A 22161-nucleotide genomic window follows, 5' to 3' on the forward strand; every position below is an offset into this window, starting at 1 on the left:
TGGTCTGTGTCAAAAGACAAAAGACCTTCACCTACTTTCTATAGCATATTCAATTAGTTCTTCCATATTGTAACCTTTTTCCCTCCCGAAACAACGAGGACGTTTTCTTTTTTCCAAGAAACCTTTATTCTTATGGAGAGGAAGAAAGGGGGAGAGGAAGCGTGATTCAAATCGTTTTCTCCGGAGTTGCCCCAGGCATCGCACTCCTAACTTATTTTTATCTACGTCACGAACATGAATCAGAGCCCGTTGGATATATCCTTCGAAGCTTCATTTTTGGAATTTTACTCGTTTTTCCCTTGATGTTCATCGACTACATCGTTCAAACGGAGTTTGGTGGGCGTGAAGAGGTGCAATTGGTTCGAACAGCAGTCACAGAAGAGTTTGCAAAATGGTTCGTCGTCTTTTATACCGTGTATATCCATCAACGGTTTAATGATTATTATGATGGGATCATCTATGCCGTAGCGTGCTCGCTTGGATTTGCTACCCTTGAGAATATCTTATATCTGATGGTGAATGGAACGGTCGAACACATGCTATTCCGAGCTTTACTACCGGTATCCGGTCATGCTTTGTTTGCTGTCATCATGGGTTTCTTCATGGGAATGGCGAAATTCTCGCCTCACCCGTATCGGTGGTTGTCCTTATCGATAACGATTCCGGTATTTGCACATATCTTATTTAATTTGTTAATATTGGAAAATGGTGGTATATCTGTTTTGCCAATCGTCTTCATGATCATTTTATGGACGATCGGATTATTTCAAGTACGAGGTGCCAACCGTTTGAATCGTCGATTCAAACGAAAAAAACAACATTCAGATGGCATCGAATAGAAAGTAGGAGCGAAGTAGGATGATGGAAATCGGGGATTTAGTAATGCTTTCGAATAGTGAAGATCGACAAGGACGGTCAAAAGTAACAGCCGTAACGAATCGATTGATTTGGATCGAGGCACCAAGTGAGGTCGCGACATTGAAAACGTTCATCTTGTCAGACCACGAAGAAGTTTCGTTTTACTTCTTTAAAGAAAAAGGTAAATTATTTGGATTTGATACGGTCGTCGTGGAACGACAAAATGATCCACTTCGTGGTCAGCGGTACGCCTTAAAGCGACCAAGTGATGATCAAATCGAGCGCATCCAACGACGTCAATTCGTTCGAGTACCACAAATGCTTGATGTCGCCGTTCATCCGCATAAAACGCAATTTGATCCGTTTACGACGGTGACGCTTGACTTATCGGCTGGTGGCATGATGATTTTGTCGGATCAGTTACCGATTCAAAAAGAGGAAGAGGTGGAGATGACATTCATTCTACCTACTGGTGACGGCATTTCGAGTACGTTAGATGTTATTGCTGAGCTCGTCCGTATCGATCGACGGGAAGAACGGTATGAACTCGCATTCCAATTTACAATGATTCCTGACAGAAGTCGTGAGCTAGTATTGCGTCACTGTTATCAAATGCAAATGAAAAGTTCAAGAAGGGGCATGAATCCATTCACCTGACCGCATTTTTTTGCTATGATAACGTTCGGAAGAATGAATCCCCATCAAATATGGGGAAGATGGAAGGATTGGATGGATGATGAAGAAGATTCAAATTGCATTAGATGGACCAGCAGGTGCTGGGAAAAGTACGATCGCAAAACAACTGGCGGCACGCCTTGACTATGTATATATCGATACAGGGGCGATGTATCGTGCCGTTACGCTCGCAGCACTCGAACAATCGCTTGATCTGAACAACGGAGAAGTGCTTGGCGAATTGATGAAATCGCTTGATATTCGTTTAACACCAGGCGAAAACGGGCAACGTGTCTTTATTGGTGATCGCGAAGTGACGGATGCGATCCGTTCCATCGAAATCACGAATAATGTATCGTTCGTCGCTCGTCAAAAAGAAGTTCGAGCAGCACTCGTCACGGCGCAACGAAAATTAGCAGATCAGGGTGGCATCGTCATGGACGGTCGTGACATCGGTACAGTCGTATTACCTGATGCTGAATTAAAAGTTTTCTTGACGGCAACTGTGGAAGAGCGTGCAGCTAGAAGGCACCGGGAGAACATCGCGCGTGGGATCGATAGCGATATCACAGTTCTTCAAGAAGAAATCGCGCTGCGGGACAAACGGGACAGTGAACGTGAAGTCTCTCCTCTACGCCAAGCAGACGACGCATTATATCTAGATACGACAGAGATGACGATTGATCAAGTCGTTGATCGCCTGATGGAACTAGCGGAAGGTGTTCTAAAATGAAACGTCAAGATACCGTTTATCGGATTGCGCGGTTTGTCGTCTGGGTCATAGCCAAAACAGTCTTCCGATTGAAGGTGACGGGGCAAGAGAATATTCCGAAAGACGGTTCCTTACTCATCTGTGCCAACCACAGTTCAAATTGGGATCCCGTCTTCCTCGTCAGTGCGATTCCACCGAAACGTTCGGTTCGTTATATGGCGAAGGAGGAGTTGTTTAAAGTCCCTGCCTTAAAGCAGCTGATGATTGCGGCAGGAACCTATCCTGTCGGTCGTGGTCAAGGGGACCGTCAAGCCTTGAAACGGACGATCGAGCTGTTAAATACGGATGAGACTGTTGGCATTTTCCCAGAAGGAACGCGTTCTGCTCCAGGAGAATTCACATCAGCACAACCCGGTGTAGGGTTCTTCGCCTTACGATCGAATGCTCAGATTTTACCGATTGCCATCATTGGATCGTATCGCCCTTTCAAACGAATGCGCGTCGCGATCGGAAAACCGGTCGATATTTCGGATTTACGTGATCAACGTGGTGCTGCGAAAGCGATTTCTGATCGAATCATGGACGAAATCAAATCCGTCTACTTCAATCACGCTTAATACCTTGACAAATAGTCAGAATTGTAAGAAGTTAGAAGCAGGATAAACGCATTGACACGTGTCAGGCGTTTCTTGTACTCATCGTGAGGAGGTTGTTTTGGAATGGTCGAAGAAATGAAAGATATGCCTGATTTTGAAATTCATCGGGACCAGGTAGTTACCGGAATGGTCGTGAAAATTGAAGACAAGCAAGCACTCATTGATATCGGATATAAAACAGAAGCCATCTTACCGATCAGCGAAGTATCGAGTCTTCATCTCGATGATATTCGTGGTGTGTTGAACGTCGGAGATGAACTACAAGTGAAGGTCAAGAAAATCACGGATGAAGAGGTCGTCGTCTCAAAACGAGAAATTGATGCACTTAAAGCTTGGGAGCAAGTTGAAGAGAAGTATAAATCAGGTGAGATCTTTGAAGTTGTCGTGAAAGACATCGTTAAAGGTGGTCTCGTCGTTGATATCGGTGTCCGTGGATTCATCCCAGCGTCGCTTGTCGAGCGGCATTACGTCGAGGACTTTTCGGATTACATCGGTCGTTCGATTGACGTCAAGGTCGTTGAACTCGATCAAGAGAAGAACCGTGTCATTCTCTCGCACAAAGCCGTCGTTGAAGGTGAATTGAACGCGAAGAAAAAAGAGACACTCGAAAATCTAGAAGTGGGGCAAGTTCTAGAAGGAACAGTCCAACGATTGACAGATTTCGGTGCTTTCGTTGATATCGGTGGCGTCGATGGTCTCGTTCATATCTCGGAAATGGCACACCATCGTGTCGAACGTCCTTCGGACATCGTCACGGAAGGTCAGAAAGTCGAAGTCAAAGTACTTGGCGTCGACCGTGATACAGAAAAGGTTAAATTGTCGATCAAGGAAACACAACCGGGTCCATGGCAACAGATGGAAGGGAAAATCGAAGCTGGGGATATTGTCAAAGGACGCGTACGTCGTCTTGTCCAGTTTGGTGCCTTCATTGAGCTTGCACCGCAGGTAGAAGGACTTTTGCATATTTCACAAATCGCGAACCGTCATATCGGATCGCCTTCAGAAGTACTTGAAGAAGGACAAGAAATTGAAGCGAAGGTACTCGAAGTGCGTCTTGATGAGCATAAGATCTCGCTCTCGACACGTGTTCTCGAAGAGGAAGAAGGGTCTTCCGAGGACTATTCGGATTACTCAAATCAATCAGAAGGATTTTCTGTCGCTGACTTGACAGAAGACGATTCAGAAACGAAAGAATAAAGGATGACACAAAGCGGACACAAGCGTGTCCGCTTTTTATATGCGGTTTGTTATGGTATATGAGAGTTTGATTTGATACAATAGAACGGCTATGAAGCGAGAGAAGAGAAAGAAGGTGTTGGGATGGCAATTCCAGTCGTGGCGATCGTAGGTCGCCCAAATATCGGAAAGTCGACGATTTTTAACCGGGTGATTGGAGATCGGGTTTCAATCGTAGAAGACAAGCCAGGCGTTACCCGCGACCGTATTTACGGAACTGGAGAATGGCTGAATCGTCATTTTCATTTGATTGATACAGGTGGAATCGAAGTTGGGGATGAGCCCCTACTTCAAATGATGCGTCATCAGGCGGAGCTCGCCATTGATGAAGCGGACGTCATCATTTTCATGGTGAACGGACGCGAAGGAATCACAGCAGCGGATGAGGAAGTCGCGAACATGTTGTTCCGTTCGAACAAACCAGTCGTCGTAGCTGTCAATAAAGTCGATAACTTTGAGATGCGTGATTTAATGTATGAATTCTACTCTCTTGGATTCGGGGACTTGTTCCCGATTTCTGGTACACATGGTCTTGGACTTGGTGATTTACTCGACCGTGTCCTTGAACTCGCGCCAGATAAAGAAGAGTTGGAATATGACGAAAGTACGATCAAGTTTGCTTTGATTGGTCGTCCAAACGTCGGGAAATCAAGTATGACGAACTCGATTCTTGGTGAAGAGCGTGTCATCGTCTCGAATATCGCTGGTACAACACGTGATGCAATCGATACACCATTTACGCGGGATGAACAAGAATACGTCATCATCGATACGGCAGGGATGCGAAAACGCGGGAAAGTCTATGAATCGACAGAACGCTTTAGTGTCATGCGTGCTCAAAAAGCAATCGAACGAGCAGATGTCGTCTGTGTTGTTCTTGATGGTGAAGAAGGTATCATCGAACAAGATAAAAAAGTAGCAGGATATGCCCATGAAGCAGGTCGCGCGGTCATCATTGTCGTCAATAAATGGGATGCTGTTGAAAAAGATGATAAGACGATGAAAAAGATGCAAGAAGAGATTCGGGAAGAATTCCGTTTCCTTGACTATGCACCAATCGTCTTCGTCTCAGCAAAAACAAAACGTCGTTTACAAACGTTATTACCAGTCATTCAGCAAGCAGCGCACAGTCATGCGCAACGGATTCAGACAAGTGTCTTGAACGATGTCATCGTCGATGCTGTCGCTATGAACCCTGCGCCGACAGATAAAGGAGTTCGTTTACGGATTAACTATGCGACTCAGGTCGCGTCGCGTCCGCCAACGTTCGTCTTGTTCGTCAATGATCCAGAATTGCTTCACTTCTCTTATAAACGATATCTCGAGAACCGGATTCGGGAGGCATTTGATTTCACAGGTACACCAATCCGGATTTTAGCTCGTCAAAAACAATAATGAGGTGATTCAGTATGACCAAAATCGCTGTCATCGGAGCAGGAAGCTGGGGAACAGCGCTCTCGCTCGTCTTAGCCGATAATGATCAGGAAGTCATTCTTTACGGTCGTGAACAAACAAATGTCGACCGTATCAATGAACATCATGAAAATGCGCAATTCTTGCCGGGCGTCGTGTTGCCACAATCCTTGAAGGCGACGACGGATCTCAAAGTGGCGGTCGAAGGCGCGACACATATTTTGATCGTGACACCGTCATCTGCGATTCGTGCGGTTTCTCGTCAATTAAATGAACTATTGACAGAACCAGTCGTCCTGATTCATGCATCAAAAGGAATCGAACCGAAGACACATCTTCGATTGTCTGAGTTGATCGAAGCAGAGGTCGACCCGGCGAAACGTAAAGCGGTTTGTGTCTTGACAGGTCCTTCACATGCTGAAGAGGTTGCGTTACGTAAACCGACGACGGTGACCGTTGCATCGGATGATTTAGAAGAGGCTGGTCGTGTGCAGGAATTGTTTACGAATGAAAACTTCCGTGTCTACCTCAATGCGGACATCATCGGGGCAGAACTCGGTGGAGCATTGAAGAATATCATTGCACTTGCTGCGGGTATGACAGATGGTCTCGGTTACGGGGACAATGCCAAGGCAGCCTTGATTACGCGTGGAATGGTCGAGATGGCTCGTCTTGGAACGATGCTTGGGGCAAACCCAATGACGTTCACCGGCTTGACAGGAATGGGTGACTTAATCGTCACTTGTACTTCTGTCCATAGCCGAAATTGGCGTGCGGGAAATGCCATCGGTCGAGGAGAAAAACTAGAGACAGTGCTTGAAAACATGGGAATGGTCGTAGAAGGTGTTCGTGCGACACAAGCTGCATATGATCTAGCAGAGTCGAAACAATGTGAACTCCCAATTACTTCTGCTTTATACCATGTTCTCTTTGACGGTCATACACCGGAAGAAGAAGTCAAAAAGTTGATGCAACGACCACAAAAAAATGAGATCGAGCATCTCTTCACGACGAAAGATTAACGGAGTGGGGTGGAAACCTTGAGTCCAGGATTATTAAAAATGTGGATTTCGTTCGCTGGCATCGGACTCTTTGCGATCAGTGTCTTGCTGGTCACGGTCAGTCGGACGAAGTTGAAAGGGATTTGGCAGATTCTCGTGTCAACCTTGGCATTCGTTTGTTTCATCGTTGCGTCGATCATCATGGTATTCATCGTCATGGCGGGACCGAGCGCATGAAAAAGTGGTTCGTACTACTCATGCTCATTCCGGTGACGTTATTATCAGGTTGTCTCTTTCCGGACAGCCAGAAACCGTCGAACCGCGTGCCGTATCCGCAACAATTACGTACCGTTCAGGATGCCGTCGATGCATACCAGAAAGACACAGGTGTTTTGCCGATCAAAACGATGGAGGCAGATACGCCACTCATGGAACGTTATCAAATCGAACTGGGCCGTCTGATACCTCGTTATATGAGTGATCCACCAACGAACAGTTTTGAAGGCGGGGGAACATTCATCTATTTGTTGGTCGACGTTGAGACGAAGCCGACTGTCAAATTGATGGATTTGCTTGTCGCGGAAGAACTACAGAAGCTTCAAGTCCGAATTGATGCGTATCGCAAGAAGAATGATAAGTACCCATTTAAAGGCTCCATCGGAAAAAATCAGTTTACCCTCGACTATAAAAAGTTATTCATCAAAAAAGAACCGACTGTCCCAAGTCCGTACTCAGATGAAAAGCTATCGATCTATGTCGATGGTCAAGGTCGTCTTTTCATCAACTATTTGCCAGAGTTGAAGAAAGCTGTACAAACTGCGAAGAAAAAGCCGAAAGTCGGTCAGGATATTCGGTATTTGCTTTATGAAGATCAACCTTTTGTTCCTGCCTATTCTCAAAGCTACACGATAAACGAAAAAGGCGAACCTGTGTTTTCAGAGAAATCGAGCGAAGAATCTGAAAATTGAACGTTATTTACACGAAAATGTTGTAATAGCAACGTTTATAGGGTATGATTACCCTCGAAGAAGTGATTGGGAGGGGGTGAAAGTAATGAACAAAACTGAACTCATTCAAGCAGTCGTCGAAAAATCAGGTCTTACAAAAAAAGACGTGACGAAAGTTGTTGAATCAACATTCGAATCGATCACTGAGACACTTCAGTCTGGAGAGAAAGTCCAATTGATTGGATTTGGTAACTTCGAAGTCCGTGAGCGTGCAGCCCGTAAAGGTCGCAACCCACGTACGAAAGAAGATATCGAGATTCCAGCAAGCAAAGTACCTGCCTTCAAACCAGGTAAAGCATTGAAAGATGCTGTGAAGTAATCCGGCTACATAGTCGCCCGAGATTTTCTCGGGCGGCTTTTTTGTGGACATTCAGAAGCGTGAAAGCCCGCCGATTATGGTATATTAAAAAAGAAGAACGTCCATCAACGAGATGGCACTGGAGATCGGGGGGTAAAAGCATGGAACAACATGAGCTGCGCGTGGATGAAATCATCACTGCACTCACCACTAAACAAACGACACGATTGGCTCGACATGTGGATTTCCCTTCCATCGATCGTGAACAGATCCGTTGGTTGATTGATGTCGCTCAACATGACAAGCTAGATTCAGAAGCACTCGTCAAAGCGATTCATTTCGCACAAGTCGCCTTACGTCTGCATGAACGCGTCAATAAAACATTACGCGGTTCGAAGGAAAGACAGCTTCTTGTATTAGCTGGAGATCTTTTCTCGAGCTACTTCTTCGAACAATTAGCGGGTTTGCCGAAAGAGGTTCTTGTCTCACTCGGACGGACCATTCAACGTGTCAATGAAGCGAAGTGTGCCTTACACGAAATGAACTATGAATCAACGGAAGAACGGGTTCTCTTATGGTTAACAGCAGAGTTCGGATTAATGCAAGGACTCGCGACAATCACCAAACGAGAATGGCTGACACGACAAGGACGGCAGATCATTCAACAACAGGCAGAGCAGCTAGATCTGGTCGCACAGAAATTACTGTTATCGCATCTCGAACAGATGGCGGTAGCATGAGATCTTGGAAAGGGTGAGCAGTGTGCAGACAAAAGATAAAGAAAAAAAAGTGTATGAAGTGTTCCAATCGATATCAACGAACTATGATCAAATGAATTCAGTCATCAGCTTCCGACTGCATAAATTGTGGAGACGCGAAACGATGCGCCGGATGCAAGTCTTCCCAGGTGCTAAATGTCTTGATCTTTGTTGTGGAACGGCAGACTGGACGATTCAACTGGCAAAAGCAGCCGGTCCGACTGGTGTCATCAAGGGACTTGATTTTTCAGAGAATATGTTAAAAGTCGGCGTGGAGAAAGTAGAAGCGCTCGATATGAAAAACATCGAATTGATTCACGGAAATGCGATGGATTTACCGTTTGGTGACAACTCATTTGATTTCGTGACAATTGGTTTCGGTTTACGGAACGTTCCTGATTACCTTCAGGTCATTAAAGAGATGCATCGCGTCTTAAAACCAGGTGGAACGGTCGTCTGTCTGGAAACGAGTCAACCGACGGCACCGATTTTCCGAGAAGCATATTCGCTATACTTTGGAAAAATCATGCCACAAGTAGGTCGTTTGCTTGCTAAATCGTATGATCAATACAACTGGTTACAAGAATCAACGGAAGTGTTCCTCGACCGTGTCGAACTGAAACAACTCTTCGAACAGGCAGGCTTCATGCAAGTGGAAGTCAAAGCATTCGCGGGTGGGGCTGCTGCGATGCACCTTGGGAAGAAGTGGTGAGATGTCACTGCATTCCATCTACCGTGATGTCACGAAGGAAGTTAATTTAGTCGATCGTTTTCTGATCAGTCATATCGCTTCGGAGGAACCAACGATTGATGCAGCAGGAAAACAACTGCTGAAAGCTGGTGGAAAACGGATTCGACCAGCGTTCGTATTGTTAGCCTCTAAATTCGGTGAGGCAGATCGCGATGAACTGATCCGTGTAGCAGCAAGTCTTGAGCTCGTCCATATGGCATCGCTTGTACACGATGATGTCATTGATGACGCTGAACTACGACGAGGAAAACCGACCGTTATGCAATACTTCGATGAAGAAGTGGCGCTTTATTCAGGCAATTATTTGTTTGGGGAAGCGATTCGGTTGATTGGAGAAGTCGGAAAACCAGAGCTGGTCCAAGTCATGGTCCATACGATGCGTGAAATTTGCGAGGGTGAGATTGAACAGATCTATGATCAATATGATTGGGAACAGTCGATTAAACGTTATATCAAACGAATTGAACGAAAAACAGCCATTCTCATTGAAGCAAGTTGCCATCTAGGTGCAATCGTTGCGAATTGTTCAGCGGCCGATACGAAAGCGTTACGACTGTTTGGACGAGATATCGGACTCGCTTTTCAGATTGCTGATGATTTGCTTGACTTCACAGCGAATCGAACGCAACTTGGTAAGCCAGTGGCAGAGGATCTACGTCATGGACATAAGACGTTACCCGTCTTTTATGGAGCGGAAGATGCTGCCTTTTACGAAAGTCTTTCGAAAATCGAGACGATGCCTACCCATGAAGAAGTTGCACCATTGCTAGCATTTCTTCAAACTTCAGGTGCCCTCGAACGAACACAACGAACGGTCGATCTTTACATTCGTCGTGCCATCAACCGGCTCGAACCCTTACCTAAATCTTCCGCTAAACGATCGCTCGAAGAAGTGGCGCGCTACGTTGGTAAACGAAAAGGATAAAGATTGTCAAAAATTTCTTGCTGTTCTTCTAAAAAGCCAGTAAACTGACTATGTAAGCGCTTTTCTAAAAGCATTTCATAGGGGGAACTAGAGATGGAACAGACATTTTTAATGGTCAAACCGGATGGCGTAAAACGTGGATTGATTGGGGAAATCATCGGACGGATCGAACGCAAAGGATTCATCATTCGTGAAATGAAAATGATGAACGTTACAGAAGAACTCGCAAAAGCACACTACGAGGAACATGCGGAGAAACCATTCTTTGGAGAGTTGGTCACTTTCCTGACGTCAGGTCCTGTCGTCGCTCTGCGTGTTGAAGGGGCAGACGTCGTTGCCGTTTCTCGTTTGATGATCGGAAAAACAAAACCACTTGAAGCAGCACCTGGAACGATCCGTGGTGATTTTGCGAACACGATGAGTGAGAACGTCATTCATGGTTCAGACAGTATCGAAAGTGCGGAGCGTGAGCTGGGTCTTTGGTTTCAAGGACAGCCAGTTAATGTCTAATACATGAATAGTAGGACAAGCGGGGAGGGATTCGATTCAATCGAATCCCTTTTGTCGTATTCTTGTAAAACGGACTGACCGGATTGGTTAATTGCTTTTTGGAATGCCTATAGCTTTATGCTACTATAGAAAATAAGTTGAACCGGTCAAAGAGATGACCATTTGATATCGAGAGTGAGCGAGGTGTGCCATTTGGAAGATTACGAACTTTTCATTCAAAGATTCAAGATCAAATCAGGGATTGATCTCGGTCAGTATAAAGAAGCACAGATGAAACGACGGTTGACGGCGTTACGTGACAAAAAAGGGTACAATACGTTTGCATCCTATATGCAGGCAATGGACAAAAGTACCTCGTTATACGAAGAATTTCTAGATCGGATGACGATTAATGTCAGTGAATTCTTCCGTAATCCGATACGTTGGCAACAATTGGAGCAAGACATCTTACCGGTCTTGGAATCACGTGCACATGGACGAATTCGAACGTGGAGTGCTGCCTGTTCGACGGGAGAGGAACCGTATTCCCTAGCGATGATCTTAAGTGAACGACTCGATTCGTCGGCTTTTACGATTCAAGCAACGGATTTGGATGAGCTTGTCCTTGAAAAAGCGAAGCTTGGTCGATACGGAGCTTCCGCATTGAATGAGGTCGTAGAAGCGCGGAAAAAGCAATATTTCATCGAGCAGGAGCAGACATTCGAAGTTGTTCCAGAAATCAAACGACTTGTTCGTTTCAGTAAACATAATTTGTTAGGCGACCGGTACGATACCGGTTTTGATTTAATCATCTGCCGTAATGTACTGATTTATTTTACGGAAGAAGCGAAAGCACATGTCTATCGTTCGTTCGTCGAGGCATTAAAACCAGGCGGTATTCTGTTCGTTGGAGGAACGGAACAAATTTTCCAACCAGAACGATTTGGATTAAAGATGAAACAAAGCTTCTTTTACGAAAAAATCGGTTGAACAGGAAGGGATGAAGCGAATGCGTTATATGACAGCAGGAGAATCACACGGAAAAGGATTGACCGTCATCATTGACGGGATGCCGGCAGGACTCACGATTGATTTCGAAGCCATTCAGCGTGAAATGACGCGTCGTCAAGGGGGATATGGACGAGGTCGACGGATGCAAATCGAACAAGATCAGATTGATGCACGTGGTGGGATTCGCCACGGATATACGACGGGATCACCGATCAGTTTGTTCATCGAGAATAAGGATCATACGCACTGGACACAAGTCATGCAGGCGGAACCGCTCGAAGAAGAGTTGGAGCGCCCACGGACATTAACGCGTCCACGTCCCGGACATGCGGATCTCGTTGGCGGATTGAAGTACGGTCATCGTGATTTACGCGATGTGCTGGAACGTTCTTCAGCACGTGAGACAGCAGCACGTGTTGCCGTCGGTGCTTTCGCTAAACAATTACTGAATGAACTCGGAATTGAAGTGTTCTCGCATGTACGATCAATCGGTGGGATTGATGCTCCTTGGAAAGATCCTGTGGAATATCAGGAAACGATTGATGCTTCACCTGTTCGCTGTGCCGACGAACTTGCAGGTCAACGAATGATGGAGGAAATTGATGCTGCCAAAAAAGAAGGCGATACACTCGGCGGTGAGATCGAAGTCGTCGTGACGGGCATGATGCCAGGCATTGGATCCTTTACCCAAAACGATCTAAAGCTCGACAGCCGAATCGCGCAAGCTGTCATCAGCGTCAATGCGATGAAATCCGTCGGTTTTGGTGACGGGTACGAACTCGGTCGTCGCAAGGGTAGTACCGTCCAAGATGAAATCATTCATGATGACGCTGGATATCATCGACGGACGAACCATCTAGGTGGAATCGAAGGCGGAATGTCGACAGGGATGCCGATCCGCGTCCAAGTAGCGATGAAGCCGATTCCGACTCTCTATCGTCCCCTGCAATCAGTCGATATTGAGACGAAGGAAGCCTTCACGGCACAAATCGAGCGAAGTGATGCCTGTGCCGTTCCTGCCGCATCTGTTGTCTTAGAAGCCGTCGTTGCGTTTGAGATTGCGGTCGCTATCCTTGAAATGTTCGGAACATCAACGATTGATCGTCTTCAGGCTGCCGTTGCCGCTTATACAGAGGAGGTTCGAACGTTTTGATCGAGCTTGATATCCGGTTAAAAACGTCATATCCAGTATTTGTCGGAAATGGGGCATTAGCACGTTTGTCGCATCTTTCGGCGCTGAACGAGGCGGATCGCATCTGGATCATTACGGATGAGACAGTTCGCGACTTGCACTTGCACACGTTGCAAGAGGCATTAGGGTCTATATCTCAATCAACAAACATTCATGTCAGCACTGTGCCAGCTGGGGAGCAGAGTAAATCGCTTGCGGTCTACGGTTCTTTATTGGAAGAGGGAATACGTCATGGAATGACACGACATAGTATCATCCTTGCGTTTGGTGGTGGCATGATAGGTGATTTAGCGGGATTCGTTGCAGCGACTTTTTTGCGCGGCATTCCGTTCATTCAAATTCCGACGACACTCTTAGCACATGATTCGAGTGTAGGTGGAAAGGTCGGTGTGAATTTATCGCTTGGAAAAAACTTGGTCGGGGCATTTTATCAACCGAGCGGTGTCGTGTATGATTTAACGCTTCTTCAGACATTACCAGATCGGGAATGGCGGAGCGGCTTCTTTGAATTGGTCAAACATGGATTCCTCGCACGACCATCGTTTGCAGATACGTTACTCGATGTCTCGTTGGATACTATCAAAGAGCTTGATCTTGAAGACTGGCTCGCACGAGGGATTAACGTTAAACGGGATATCGTCGAACAAGATGAGACGGAGCAAGGGATGCGTGCCTTCTTGAATTATGGGCATACATTCGGGCATGCCGTTGAATATGCGAGCCCGGGTCTGTCGCATGGCGAGGCAGTAGGGATCGGACTCGTCTTCGTCAAGTTTTTGGAAGGAAATGAGGAACAGGCGGAACAACTCGGACGATTGCTCCACCGTCTCGGAACCGGATTGCCGGACCGACAATCGTTCGAGACATATCTGGAACTGATGCGTCGTGACAAAAAGAATCACCAAACTACGATCCGATTCGTCCTTGAGAAAGAAGGACGTTTTGACTTAGAGGCATTCAGTGAAGAACGATTGCAACAAGCGTTCAATCAAACAATGAGGTGTTTAGAATGGGATTAAGAGGAACAGTACAAGTACCGGGCGATAAATCAATGACACACCGTGCTTTTCTGTTCGGTGGGATCGCTAAAGGAACGACACATGTCAGAAATGCACTCGAAGGAGCGGACTGTCTCGCTTCATTAGAAGCGATGCGAGCGCTTGGGGCACACGTCGAGCGAACAGCAGGAGAAATTCGCATCACCGGTACGGAAACGTTTCATGAAGCAACGATCGATTGCGGAAACTCGGGAACGACGATCCGTCTTTTAAGTGGGATTCTAGCAGGCGGTCAAGCAACGTATGTACTCGATGGAGATGCTTCCTTGCGCAGACGTCCGATGAAACGGATCACGGAACCACTTGCCTTGTTCGGAGCGAACATAACAGGTGAGACGGCGCCGCTTCACATTACGGGAACGCCACTTGTCGGAACGACGTATACGTTACCGGTCGCAAGCGCGCAAGTGAAAAGTGCCGTCTTACTCGCAGGTTTACATGCGACGGGCGAGACGACGGTCATCGAGCCGATTCTATCACGGGACCATACGGAACGGATGCTGCCGCAGTTTGGCGTTGACGTATCGATCGATGACTACGAAGATGGTCGACATATTCGTGTTCAAGGTCCTGTACATTTACAAGCGACGTCACTCGACATCCCGGGGGATCCATCGTCAGCAGCGTTTTGGTGGACGGCAGCAGCGATCGGGCAGGATAGTCGGATCACGACGACGCACGTCTTGATGAATCCGACACGGATCGGTTTTTTACAGACGTTGCGCCAGATGGGGGCAAGTGTCGAAATCGATCATCGCTCAGAAGATGGTGGAGAGGAGACGGCAGATGTGACCGTCGAGACGACATCGTTGCAAGCGACCACGGTCGAAGGTGAACAAATCCCTTCCTTGATCGATGAGATCCCGTTACTTGCATTGCTTGCGACGCAAGCAGAGGGACGAACGATCATTCGCGATGCGGAAGAGCTCCGTGTCAAGGAGACGGACCGGATCGAGACGGTCGTGACGGCGTTACGGCGTCTCGGGGCGAATATCGAGGCGACGGATGACGGTATGATTATCGAAGGACCGACACCTTTGCAAGCAGCGGAAGTTGACAGTGCAGGTGATCACCGACTCGCGATGATGTTGACGATCGCGGCGACAATCAACCCGGAAATTATAGTGCATGGACGCGAAGTAGTTGAAGTCAGCTACCCAACGTTCTATGATGATTTAAATAAACTTCAATCCGACCGATCTGAGTAAGAAATAGGCGGATGACAGAAAGTGGGGCGTTTGCCTTGAATGAACAAGTATTGAATGGCATCATCGAAGAACTAGAACACGGCCATACCTCGGAAGCCTTAGCGACACTAGAACAACTCGAAAAGACAGGGACGGATGAGGATCGCCTCGCGGTTGCCGATCTCTATATCGAACTTGGATTATCAGACCGAGCAGTTAATCTATTGGCACCGCTTTACGTCGAATACGCAGGTAACGCCGGAGTCGCCTTGTTACTGGCAGAATGTTATATCGATTTGGACCGGGAAGAGGAAGCGATTTCTGTCCTTGAGCAGGTCGACACAACGGACATGGAATATGGTCCCCGTTCTCTCGTATTACTCGCTGACCTCTATCAGTCACAAGGTCTTGACGAAGTGGCATTAGCGAAGCTGAAGGAAGCACGTAATCTCGCTCCTGAAGAACCATTACTGGCATACGGATTAGCCGAGCTCTACATGACGCTCGGTGCGTTTGATCAAGCGGTACCACTATTCGCTGAAATCGCAGAGCGTCCAGAGTTACGTGCTGAATTGCCGCTCGATGCCCTGTACGCGGAATCACTCGCGATGACAGGACAATTTGAGGATGCGATTCCACTGTATGAACGTGCTGTCGCAGAACGTTCCGACTTGCATACGCTGTTTGGTCTTGCGATGACGGCTCACCGTGTCGGTCAACACCAAAAAGCAGTCGAGACATTCCAACAATTGATTGCGCAGGATCCGGATTATACATCAGCGTATGTACCGTACGCGGAAAGCCAAGCCGAACTTGGGCTGACGAAAGAAGCACTGAACGTCATCAAGCAAGGGATGGAGCGCGATGATTATAATGACGAGTTACGGACGATGGAAGCCTTATTCCTTCTCAAACTCGGCGATCGCGCAGGAAGTGTTCAAGCGTTACGTGAAGCACTCGCTTTAAACCCGGAATCAATCGTCGCAGCGGAACGTTTGCTTTCGTTACTGGCAGAAGATGAGGATCATGAAGCAATGATTGAGACGATCTCAGCCATTGAAGAACATGTCACGGCTCCAATTCTGACATGGTACCGGGCGCGCGCTTTATATGCGTTAGAGGAATACACGCAAGCGATGGAGAACTATGCGATAGTCGAAGGCGCATTCACGGAAGACGCGCTTTTCTTGAAAGAGTATGGTTTTGCACTCGTCGAGGAAGGACGGCGTGAAGAGGGACAACGTCTCTTACGACGCGCTGCACAGTTGACACCAGAGGATAACGAACTCGTCGACTATGTTGAACGAATGGATGGATGACTTCACGGGAGAAGGGAGTAGGATTGAGATGATAGAGAGAAAGCAGCGATTCTTACGCCGCATCTTGACCTATTACACGTTAAAGCGACGGGAAGCAAAATGGATCATCGATTACTGGTTGCGTAACGAGGCAAAACTCGAGCAGGTACACTTCGTTCAAAATGCGACTTTCGCTCCGAAAGCCATTATCATGACGACATATGGATTCGATGCGGAACCGTTTCTTTTTAAAAAAGGGGACGTCACGACGCTAGATCCAGAAAAAGCGTATCATGACATTCGTTTGACATCGGAAGATATCTACATCGAGCTAAACTTCCAAGGCATGATGATGGACGATGAATACTTGTCTTTACTGGAAGAAAATCCATTTCGTCCGGAAGTCGCTGTTGAACCGCGTTTAGCAGATGAAGCGACTCATTTCATCGCTGTCACGGTCAATCGACAAGAAGAAGAACGGTTGGTCCGATTGATCGATGAAGCACTTGATGCACGCGATCAACATCGATTCCACTCCCTTTCCGAACAGTTACGTCTCGTTCGAAATCAACTCCCTTAATCAAAGAACTCTATTGCTTATAACAGGCGATAGAGTCTTTTTCGTATGTGAAGATTTGTGCAAAATATGAAGAAAAATAGGGTGGAATTTCATAAAACGTTCACATTAAGAGAGCAGGAGGAAATGTGGATATGATACATTAAATGTGACGAATTGTAAGTAAGAAAGAAAGGGGGAAATGACTTGCGTTTCAAACCATCCGACGTACAGCGGACACGAAGCGAGCAAGCGTATATCGACACGCTAATCGTGCCTTTGCTTCCGATCGGTTTCGATGAGGCGATGCATGCTTATGCGGAATGCGCAGACATGACATTGACGGTGGCGTCCGAAGTCGAACGCCAGCTATCTGGACGGGCGTTGCTCTTACCTGCCATGACCTACATCGATGTACCGTCGATCGAACAGTTGGAAGGATGGCGTCAAGCGGCTGCTTCCGGGCAATTCCGTTTCATCACCTTCATCACCGCTGATTTAAGGTGGAAGGAGACTGCCGCAGAAGAGATTATCTACGTGCCACGTCTAGCTCTTGAGACGATGAGTCGTGACCAACAAGGTCAGATGGTCGGGAATTTTGTTGGACAAGTTCTCGAACAGTTAGGAAACCGTTGGACCGCGCTATGAAGCGGTTGACGCAATGATTTTATTAAGATACTATTACCATGTGAGAAATTTGTGTGAAGTACTGTCGTCTTGGGGCACAGCGTACATCACAAGGGGGGATCGAGATGGCTCAAAACGGGTCTAACGTAACACGTCGTCAATTCTTGACGTATACATTGACAGGCGTCGGCGGTTTCATGGCTGCGACAATGGTCATGCCGATGGTCAACTTCGCAGTTGATCCAGTCCTGAAGAAATCAGGAGCAGGCGATAAAGTAAAAGTAATGAAGTTGTCGGATATCACGACAGAACCAAAACGGGTCGACTTCAAGAAACAAACGCAAGATGCGTGGTATGAGTTCGAAGAAACGTTGTCGGCTTGGGTGTTCAAAGATGATAAGGGAGAAATTTTGGCCCTTTCACCGATTTGTAAACACTTAGGTTGCCAAGTCAGCTTCGGCGCAGATCCAACGCACCCGGAGCAATTCTATTGCCCATGTCACTTCGGACGGTATACGAAGGATGGCACGAACGTACCTGGTACGCCTCCAACGAAACCACTCGATGAGTATGAAATGCAACAGAAAGATGGTTACCTCTACCTTGGTAAACCAGTCGAAAGAGGTGCGTAAGCGATGATGCAAAAAATCTATGATTGGATTGATGAGCGCGTTGATATTACGCCGCTCTGGCGAGACATCGCCGATCATGAAGTACCGGAGCACGTCAACCCGGCACATAACTTTTCAGCTTTCGTTTATTGTTTTGGCGGATTGACGTTCTTTACGATCGTCATCCAGATTCTTTCGGGGATGTTCTTGACGATGTATTATGTACCGGACATCATCAACGCACACGCGTCCGTCTACTATCTACAAAACGAAGTCGCACACGGACAAATCGTTCGTGGTATGCACCACTGGGGTGCGTCTGTCGTTATCGTAATGTTGTTCCTACATACATTACGTGTCTTCTTCACTGGTTCATACAAAAAACCACGTGAATTGAACTGGGTCGTCGGAGTTCTCTTGTTCTTCGTCGTCTTAGCTCTCGGTCTGACAGGATACCTATTGCCTTGGGACATGAAAGCGTTGTTCGCGACAAAAGTTACGATTCAGATTGCTGAAAGTATCCCGGTCATCGGTGGTATCGCGAAGACCCTCCTTGCGGGTGGAGAAATCGTCGGCGCAAGTACAATCGCTCGATTCTTTGCGATTCACGTCTTCTTCCTTCCTGCAGCATTGTTCGTCTTGCTCGGGGCCCACTTCTTGATGATCCGTAAACAAGGGATCTCTGGACCACTTTAAACCGACTATCATCTAGACAACAAAAAAGGGGGAGAACACGATGCATCGTGGTAAAGGAATGAAATTCGTCACCGATTCACGGGTGTCGATCAATAACCGGATGCCGAACAAGTCAAAAGACTATTCGGAATATCCAGGTCGAACGGAAGCGTTCTGGCCGAACTTCTTACTTCGCGAATGGATGGTTGGAGCGGTCTTCTTGATCGGCTTCATGACTCTGACAATCGTAGAAGCAGCACCACTTCAAAACATTGCCGATCCGACGAATACGTCGTACATTCCACTTCCGGACTGGTACTTCCTATTCCTCTATCAGCTCTTGAAATACCAATTCGCTGCAGGTCCATACATCTTGATGGGAACAGTCATCCTTCCAGGTCTTGCGTTCACAGCACTTCTCGTCGCGCCATGGCTCGACCAAGGTCTTGAACGCCGTCCTGCGAAACGGCCAGTCGCCGTCAGCATGATGCTCCTCGCAGTCGTCTCGATCGTCTTCTTGACATGGGAATCTGTTCAAACGACACACTGGGATACCATCCACAAGCAAGGTGAGTTGACGATGAACGAAGGACCAAAAATTGATACATCGGCAAAAGGATACGAAATTTATTCGAACCAGTCATGTGTCAACTGTCATGGTAAGAACCTCGAAGGTGGAGCAGCAGCTCCAGCGCTCGTCGGAACGAAAAAGACTGAAAAAGAGATTTATGATATCGCAGTCAAAGGTGTCGGTTCGATGCCGGCTGGTCAGTTCAAAGGCTCAGATGCCGATCATAAAGAACTTGCGAAATTCATCGCTTCATACGGTGAAGGCGGCGAAAACAATAAATAAGCCAAAAGCCGGGGGAGCAATCCTCCGGCTTTTGTCGATGATGAGGTGAAACGATTGCAAGGAATACTTACTTTACTCCGTCATAAAGCCGTGCTTTGGATCGTCGGATTGATCAACTTAGCAGGCACCCTATACGGCTACTACTGGTATGAACCACAACTCGCGACATCGAAGTGGTACTTCTATCCGTTCATTCCGGATAGCCCAACCGCATCGCTGTTCTTTACGATCATCGTTTTTCTATGGATTTTCGGACGACGTTCCCGCTTGTTTGAAGCGCTCGCATTCGTGACATTGATCAAATATGGTGTCTGGGCGGTCGTCATGAATGCCTTGATGTTGAACGAACTCGGCACATCAAACGCCTACTTAACAACGATGGCACTGATGCTGATGGTGTCGCACGGAGCGATGGCGTTTCAGGCGTTGTTATTCAGTCCTTTGATGACATTTCGCATCAAGGAACTTGTTCTCGTTGCGATTTGGGTCGTTCATAACGATGTCGTCGATTATGTCCTTGGGCAATGGCCCCGGTACCCGGCGCTTGCAGAGCACATCAAATGGATCGGATACGGTTCTTTCTGGTTGACTGGATTATGTCTTTTGATGGGATATCTGTTTGTCGCACGCGATTCAATTGACAATAAGGTCGCTTGAACATAAAATAGACCTATAAACAAAAAAGAAAGGAACGATGTCTCGTGGCAAACTATTTGATTTATCTCGCGATCATCATGATCGTCCCGATTTGGGCTCAGATGCGGGTGCGGAGCACCTATAAAAAATATCAAGATGTTCCGATTCAGAGTGGGGTGACAGGAGCACAGGTCGCTGACTTCATCATGAAGCAGAACGGGATTACGAACGTCCGGCTCGAGCCGATTGGTGGAACGATGTCCGATCATTATGATCCGACAAATAAAGTCGTCCGGCTTTCAGAAGACGTCTATTACGGTTCGACGGTCTCAGCCGTTTCGATTGCGGCACACGAAATTGGTCACGTCATCCAAGATGCGACGGATTATAACATGATGCGTGTCCGGCACCGCATTGCACCTGTCGCCTCAATCACGTCGAACTTATCGTTCCCTCTGTTGTTGATTGGTCTATTCGCTGGGTTCACTGGTCTTGCGATGCTAGGTGTCGTGCTGATGCTTGGAGCGGTCATCTTCCAACTCGTCACGTTACCGGTCGAGTTCGATGCTTCGAACCGAGCAATGGCGCAATTGACAGATCACGGAATCATCGACGCGGAAGAAGAACGTGGTTCACGCCGTGTCTTGAACGCAGCCGCTTGGACGTACGTCGCAGCAACACTTGTCGCCGTCGCCGAGTTTCTTCGTCTCGCACTGCTCGTCTTCAACCCGTCAAGTGATGACTAAAATGAAAAACACGGATTGCTCGTTTGAGCGATCCGTGTTTTTTTTACGTTTCTTTGATTGGGACTCGATTTTCGTCGAACGTGAATCCTTCTCCCGTTACTTCATAGACATCATGCAACGTGATGAAGGCGTGCTGGTCGACACTTTTAACGAGCGTCTTCAAGCGATTGATTTCATTGCGAGCGACGACGACGTACAATACTTCGAGATCCCGTCCAGAGTAACCGCCTTTTGCGATTAGGCGGGTCGTGCCACGATTCATCGTCGCATGAATACCGTCGGCAATCTCCGTCCGGTGATCACTGATGATCATCGCTGCTTTACCGGCATACGTGCCCTCTTGCATCCAATCGATGACGCGGGCACCGACGTAGACGGCAAGTAACGTATACATCGCTTGCTTGTAGTCGAGATACGTCAAGGATGCGACGATGACAAAGAAATCGAAGATCAAGAATGTTCGACCGATCGACCAACCGAAGTAGCGTTTCGTCAAACGCGCGATGATATCGACACCACCAGTCGTACCACCATTGTTGAAGATGATACCAAGACCAACGCCGATGAATACACCGGCAAAGAGCGCAGCAAGCACCATATCGTCACGCAGGTCGATGACGAGTGGTGAATATTTGGCAATCAATCCATACCAGAAGGAAAAACTGAATGTACCGATCAACGTGTAGACGAAGGTCGTCCGACCAAGAATTTTATAACTGACGAAAAAAAGTGGGACATTCAATACTAAGTTCGTGATCGATGGTGATAATCCGAACAGACCTTTTAGAATCAGCGTGATTCCGGTGAAACCGCCTTCTGCTAACTCATTTTGAACGTTAAAATGATAAATACCAAAAGCAAAGATGAACGATCCGACTAAAATCCAGAGGATGTTCTGGATCCGAATCGGGAATTGGAATGGAGGTGCCATT

Annotated in this window: 27 protein-coding genes; 26 read left to right on the forward strand and 1 reads right to left on the reverse strand. The window is 47.1% G+C overall.

The genetic code is table 11. The features are described 5' to 3' along the window. The first annotated feature begins 161 nt into the window (after positions 1-161). From prsW to B3M90_RS12390, 26 genes are all read left to right on the forward strand, one after another. Positions 162-839: a glutamic-type intramembrane protease PrsW gene (gene prsW / locus B3M90_RS12265; RefSeq protein ID WP_035407140.1), complete on the forward strand. Its 678-nt coding sequence runs from the start codon at positions 162-164 to the stop codon at positions 837-839. A 19-nt stretch (positions 840-858) separates the two neighbouring features. Continuing rightward, positions 859-1515 carry a flagellar brake protein gene (locus B3M90_RS12270; protein WP_035407143.1) on the forward strand — a complete coding sequence of 219 codons (657 nt, stop codon included), beginning with the start codon at positions 859-861 and terminating at the stop codon, positions 1513-1515. A 76-nt stretch (positions 1516-1591) separates the two neighbouring features. Then, a complete protein-coding gene (gene cmk, locus B3M90_RS12275; RefSeq protein WP_290759148.1) occupies positions 1592-2266 on the forward strand; it encodes a (d)CMP kinase in 675 nt (224 codons plus the stop codon). Further along, the gene (locus B3M90_RS12280) at positions 2263-2862 is read left to right on the forward strand and encodes a lysophospholipid acyltransferase family protein (protein ID WP_035407149.1); all 600 of its coding nucleotides are present in this window, start codon (positions 2263-2265) and stop codon (positions 2860-2862) included. The genes cmk and B3M90_RS12280 overlap by 4 nt, the downstream gene beginning before the upstream one ends. Positions 2863-2964: 102 nt before the next feature. Further along, positions 2965-4098: a 30S ribosomal protein S1 gene (gene rpsA / locus B3M90_RS12285; protein ID WP_056062180.1), complete on the forward strand. Its 1134-nt coding sequence runs from the start codon at positions 2965-2967 to the stop codon at positions 4096-4098. A 123-nt stretch (positions 4099-4221) separates the two neighbouring features. Continuing rightward, positions 4222-5532, forward strand: a complete 1311-nt coding sequence (gene der, locus B3M90_RS12290; RefSeq protein ID WP_029342014.1) for a ribosome biogenesis GTPase Der — start codon at positions 4222-4224, stop codon at positions 5530-5532. Positions 5533-5546: 14 nt separating this feature from the next. Continuing rightward, positions 5547-6572, forward strand: a complete 1026-nt coding sequence (locus B3M90_RS12295; protein WP_035407152.1) for an NAD(P)H-dependent glycerol-3-phosphate dehydrogenase — start codon at positions 5547-5549, stop codon at positions 6570-6572. Between the two features lie 39 nt (positions 6573-6611). Next, positions 6612-6788, forward strand: a complete 177-nt coding sequence (locus B3M90_RS12300; protein WP_023468644.1) for a DUF2768 domain-containing protein — start codon at positions 6612-6614, stop codon at positions 6786-6788. Further along, positions 6785-7519 carry a hypothetical protein gene (locus B3M90_RS12305; RefSeq protein WP_035407154.1) on the forward strand — a complete coding sequence of 245 codons (735 nt, stop codon included), beginning with the start codon at positions 6785-6787 and terminating at the stop codon, positions 7517-7519. The genes B3M90_RS12300 and B3M90_RS12305 overlap by 4 nt, the downstream gene beginning before the upstream one ends. A gap of 85 nt (positions 7520-7604) precedes the next feature. Next, entirely contained in the window at positions 7605-7877 is a 273-nt protein-coding gene (locus tag B3M90_RS12310; RefSeq protein ID WP_012370671.1) for an HU family DNA-binding protein, read from the forward strand. A 140-nt stretch (positions 7878-8017) separates the two neighbouring features. Further along, positions 8018-8596 carry a heptaprenyl diphosphate synthase component 1 gene (locus tag B3M90_RS12315; RefSeq protein ID WP_290784292.1) on the forward strand — a complete coding sequence of 193 codons (579 nt, stop codon included), beginning with the start codon at positions 8018-8020 and terminating at the stop codon, positions 8594-8596. A gap of 22 nt (positions 8597-8618) precedes the next feature. After that, a complete protein-coding gene (locus B3M90_RS12320; RefSeq protein WP_035407160.1) occupies positions 8619-9326 on the forward strand; it encodes a demethylmenaquinone methyltransferase in 708 nt (235 codons plus the stop codon). A 1-nt stretch (position 9327) separates the two neighbouring features. Next, on the forward strand, positions 9328-10290 hold the full coding sequence (locus B3M90_RS12325) for a polyprenyl synthetase family protein (RefSeq protein WP_035407163.1): 963 nt from the start codon (positions 9328-9330) through the stop codon (positions 10288-10290). A gap of 93 nt (positions 10291-10383) precedes the next feature. Next, entirely contained in the window at positions 10384-10800 is a 417-nt protein-coding gene (gene ndk, locus B3M90_RS12330; RefSeq protein ID WP_214854435.1) for a nucleoside-diphosphate kinase, read from the forward strand. A gap of 192 nt (positions 10801-10992) precedes the next feature. Further along, positions 10993-11769: a CheR family methyltransferase gene (locus B3M90_RS12335; RefSeq protein ID WP_290784358.1), complete on the forward strand. Its 777-nt coding sequence runs from the start codon at positions 10993-10995 to the stop codon at positions 11767-11769. Between the two features lie 19 nt (positions 11770-11788). Next, positions 11789-12943: a chorismate synthase gene (aroC, locus tag B3M90_RS12340; protein WP_290759139.1), complete on the forward strand. Its 1155-nt coding sequence runs from the start codon at positions 11789-11791 to the stop codon at positions 12941-12943. Further along, on the forward strand, positions 12940-14001 hold the full coding sequence (gene aroB / locus B3M90_RS12345) for a 3-dehydroquinate synthase (protein WP_214854429.1): 1062 nt from the start codon (positions 12940-12942) through the stop codon (positions 13999-14001). Before aroC ends, aroB begins: the two co-directional genes overlap by 4 nt. Beyond that, on the forward strand, positions 13992-15248 hold the full coding sequence (gene aroA, locus B3M90_RS12350; RefSeq protein WP_214854426.1) for a 3-phosphoshikimate 1-carboxyvinyltransferase: 1257 nt from the start codon (positions 13992-13994) through the stop codon (positions 15246-15248). The genes aroB and aroA overlap by 10 nt, the downstream gene beginning before the upstream one ends. Positions 15249-15259: 11 nt before the next feature. Beyond that, positions 15260-16546 (forward strand): tetratricopeptide repeat protein, encoded by a 1287-nt coding sequence (locus B3M90_RS12355; protein WP_231496842.1) that lies wholly within the window; start codon positions 15260-15262, stop codon positions 16544-16546. 28 nt (positions 16547-16574) lie between these two features. Further along, a complete protein-coding gene (locus B3M90_RS12360; RefSeq protein WP_035407179.1) occupies positions 16575-17105 on the forward strand; it encodes a ReoY family proteolytic degradation factor in 531 nt (176 codons plus the stop codon). A gap of 183 nt (positions 17106-17288) precedes the next feature. Further along, a complete protein-coding gene (locus tag B3M90_RS12365) occupies positions 17289-17729 on the forward strand; it encodes a DUF2487 family protein (protein WP_035407181.1) in 441 nt (146 codons plus the stop codon). Positions 17730-17833: 104 nt separating this feature from the next. Beyond that, positions 17834-18340, forward strand: coding sequence for a ubiquinol-cytochrome c reductase iron-sulfur subunit (locus B3M90_RS12370; protein WP_035396830.1), 507 nt, complete (start codon positions 17834-17836; stop codon positions 18338-18340). A gap of 3 nt (positions 18341-18343) precedes the next feature. Beyond that, on the forward strand, positions 18344-19015 hold the full coding sequence (gene qcrB / locus B3M90_RS12375) for a menaquinol-cytochrome c reductase cytochrome b subunit (protein ID WP_214854423.1): 672 nt from the start codon (positions 18344-18346) through the stop codon (positions 19013-19015). Positions 19016-19055: 40 nt separating this feature from the next. Beyond that, positions 19056-19847: a menaquinol-cytochrome c reductase cytochrome b/c subunit gene (locus B3M90_RS12380; RefSeq protein ID WP_035407183.1), complete on the forward strand. Its 792-nt coding sequence runs from the start codon at positions 19056-19058 to the stop codon at positions 19845-19847. A gap of 45 nt (positions 19848-19892) precedes the next feature. Beyond that, positions 19893-20504: a DUF1405 domain-containing protein gene (locus B3M90_RS12385; RefSeq protein WP_290784295.1), complete on the forward strand. Its 612-nt coding sequence runs from the start codon at positions 19893-19895 to the stop codon at positions 20502-20504. A gap of 44 nt (positions 20505-20548) precedes the next feature. Further along, entirely contained in the window at positions 20549-21229 is a 681-nt protein-coding gene (locus B3M90_RS12390) for a zinc metallopeptidase (protein WP_214854420.1), read from the forward strand. A gap of 43 nt (positions 21230-21272) precedes the next feature. Here the strand turns inward: B3M90_RS12390 and B3M90_RS12395 are convergent, their stop codons facing one another. After that, positions 21273-22160, reverse strand: a complete 888-nt coding sequence (locus B3M90_RS12395; RefSeq protein ID WP_035396836.1) for a YitT family protein — start codon at positions 22158-22160, stop codon at positions 21273-21275. Position 22161: the final 1 nt, after the last annotated feature.

The sequence above is a fragment of the Exiguobacterium sp. UBA6309 genome (assembly GCF_002439205.1).
In the GTDB taxonomy this organism is placed as follows: Bacteria; Bacillota; Bacilli; order Exiguobacteriales; family Exiguobacteriaceae; genus Exiguobacterium_A.

What these genes read in the sequence shown, in the direction of transcription:
- B3M90_RS12270 (WP_035407143.1), top strand. Translation starts at nt 859, where the DNA reads ATGATGGAAATCGGGGATTTAGTAATGCTTTCGAATAGTGAAGATCGA.
- cmk (WP_290759148.1), top strand. Translation starts at nt 1,592, where the DNA reads ATGATGAAGAAGATTCAAATTGCATTAGATGGACCAGCAGGTGCTGGG.
- B3M90_RS12280 (WP_035407149.1), top strand. Translation starts at nt 2,263, where the DNA reads ATGAAACGTCAAGATACCGTTTATCGGATTGCGCGGTTTGTCGTCTGG.
- rpsA (WP_056062180.1), top strand. Translation starts at nt 2,965, where the DNA reads ATGGTCGAAGAAATGAAAGATATGCCTGATTTTGAAATTCATCGGGAC.
- der (WP_029342014.1), top strand. Translation starts at nt 4,222, where the DNA reads ATGGCAATTCCAGTCGTGGCGATCGTAGGTCGCCCAAATATCGGAAAG.
- B3M90_RS12295 (WP_035407152.1), top strand. Translation starts at nt 5,547, where the DNA reads ATGACCAAAATCGCTGTCATCGGAGCAGGAAGCTGGGGAACAGCGCTC.
- B3M90_RS12300 (WP_023468644.1), top strand. Translation starts at nt 6,612, where the DNA reads ATGTGGATTTCGTTCGCTGGCATCGGACTCTTTGCGATCAGTGTCTTG.
- B3M90_RS12305 (WP_035407154.1), top strand. Translation starts at nt 6,785, where the DNA reads ATGAAAAAGTGGTTCGTACTACTCATGCTCATTCCGGTGACGTTATTA.
- B3M90_RS12310 (WP_012370671.1), top strand. Translation starts at nt 7,605, where the DNA reads ATGAACAAAACTGAACTCATTCAAGCAGTCGTCGAAAAATCAGGTCTT.
- B3M90_RS12315 (WP_290784292.1), top strand. Translation starts at nt 8,018, where the DNA reads ATGGAACAACATGAGCTGCGCGTGGATGAAATCATCACTGCACTCACC.
- B3M90_RS12325 (WP_035407163.1), top strand. Translation starts at nt 9,328, where the DNA reads ATGTCACTGCATTCCATCTACCGTGATGTCACGAAGGAAGTTAATTTA.
- ndk (WP_214854435.1), top strand. Translation starts at nt 10,384, where the DNA reads ATGGAACAGACATTTTTAATGGTCAAACCGGATGGCGTAAAACGTGGA.
- aroC (WP_290759139.1), top strand. Translation starts at nt 11,789, where the DNA reads ATGCGTTATATGACAGCAGGAGAATCACACGGAAAAGGATTGACCGTC.
- aroA (WP_214854426.1), top strand. Translation starts at nt 13,992, where the DNA reads ATGGGATTAAGAGGAACAGTACAAGTACCGGGCGATAAATCAATGACA.
- B3M90_RS12355 (WP_231496842.1), top strand. Translation starts at nt 15,260, where the DNA reads ATGACAGAAAGTGGGGCGTTTGCCTTGAATGAACAAGTATTGAATGGC.
- B3M90_RS12360 (WP_035407179.1), top strand. Translation starts at nt 16,575, where the DNA reads ATGATAGAGAGAAAGCAGCGATTCTTACGCCGCATCTTGACCTATTAC.
- B3M90_RS12370 (WP_035396830.1), top strand. Translation starts at nt 17,834, where the DNA reads ATGGCTCAAAACGGGTCTAACGTAACACGTCGTCAATTCTTGACGTAT.
- qcrB (WP_214854423.1), top strand. Translation starts at nt 18,344, where the DNA reads ATGATGCAAAAAATCTATGATTGGATTGATGAGCGCGTTGATATTACG.
- B3M90_RS12380 (WP_035407183.1), top strand. Translation starts at nt 19,056, where the DNA reads ATGCATCGTGGTAAAGGAATGAAATTCGTCACCGATTCACGGGTGTCG.
- B3M90_RS12395 (WP_035396836.1), bottom strand. Translation starts at nt 22,160, where the DNA reads ATGGCACCTCCATTCCAATTCCCGATTCGGATCCAGAACATCCTCTGG.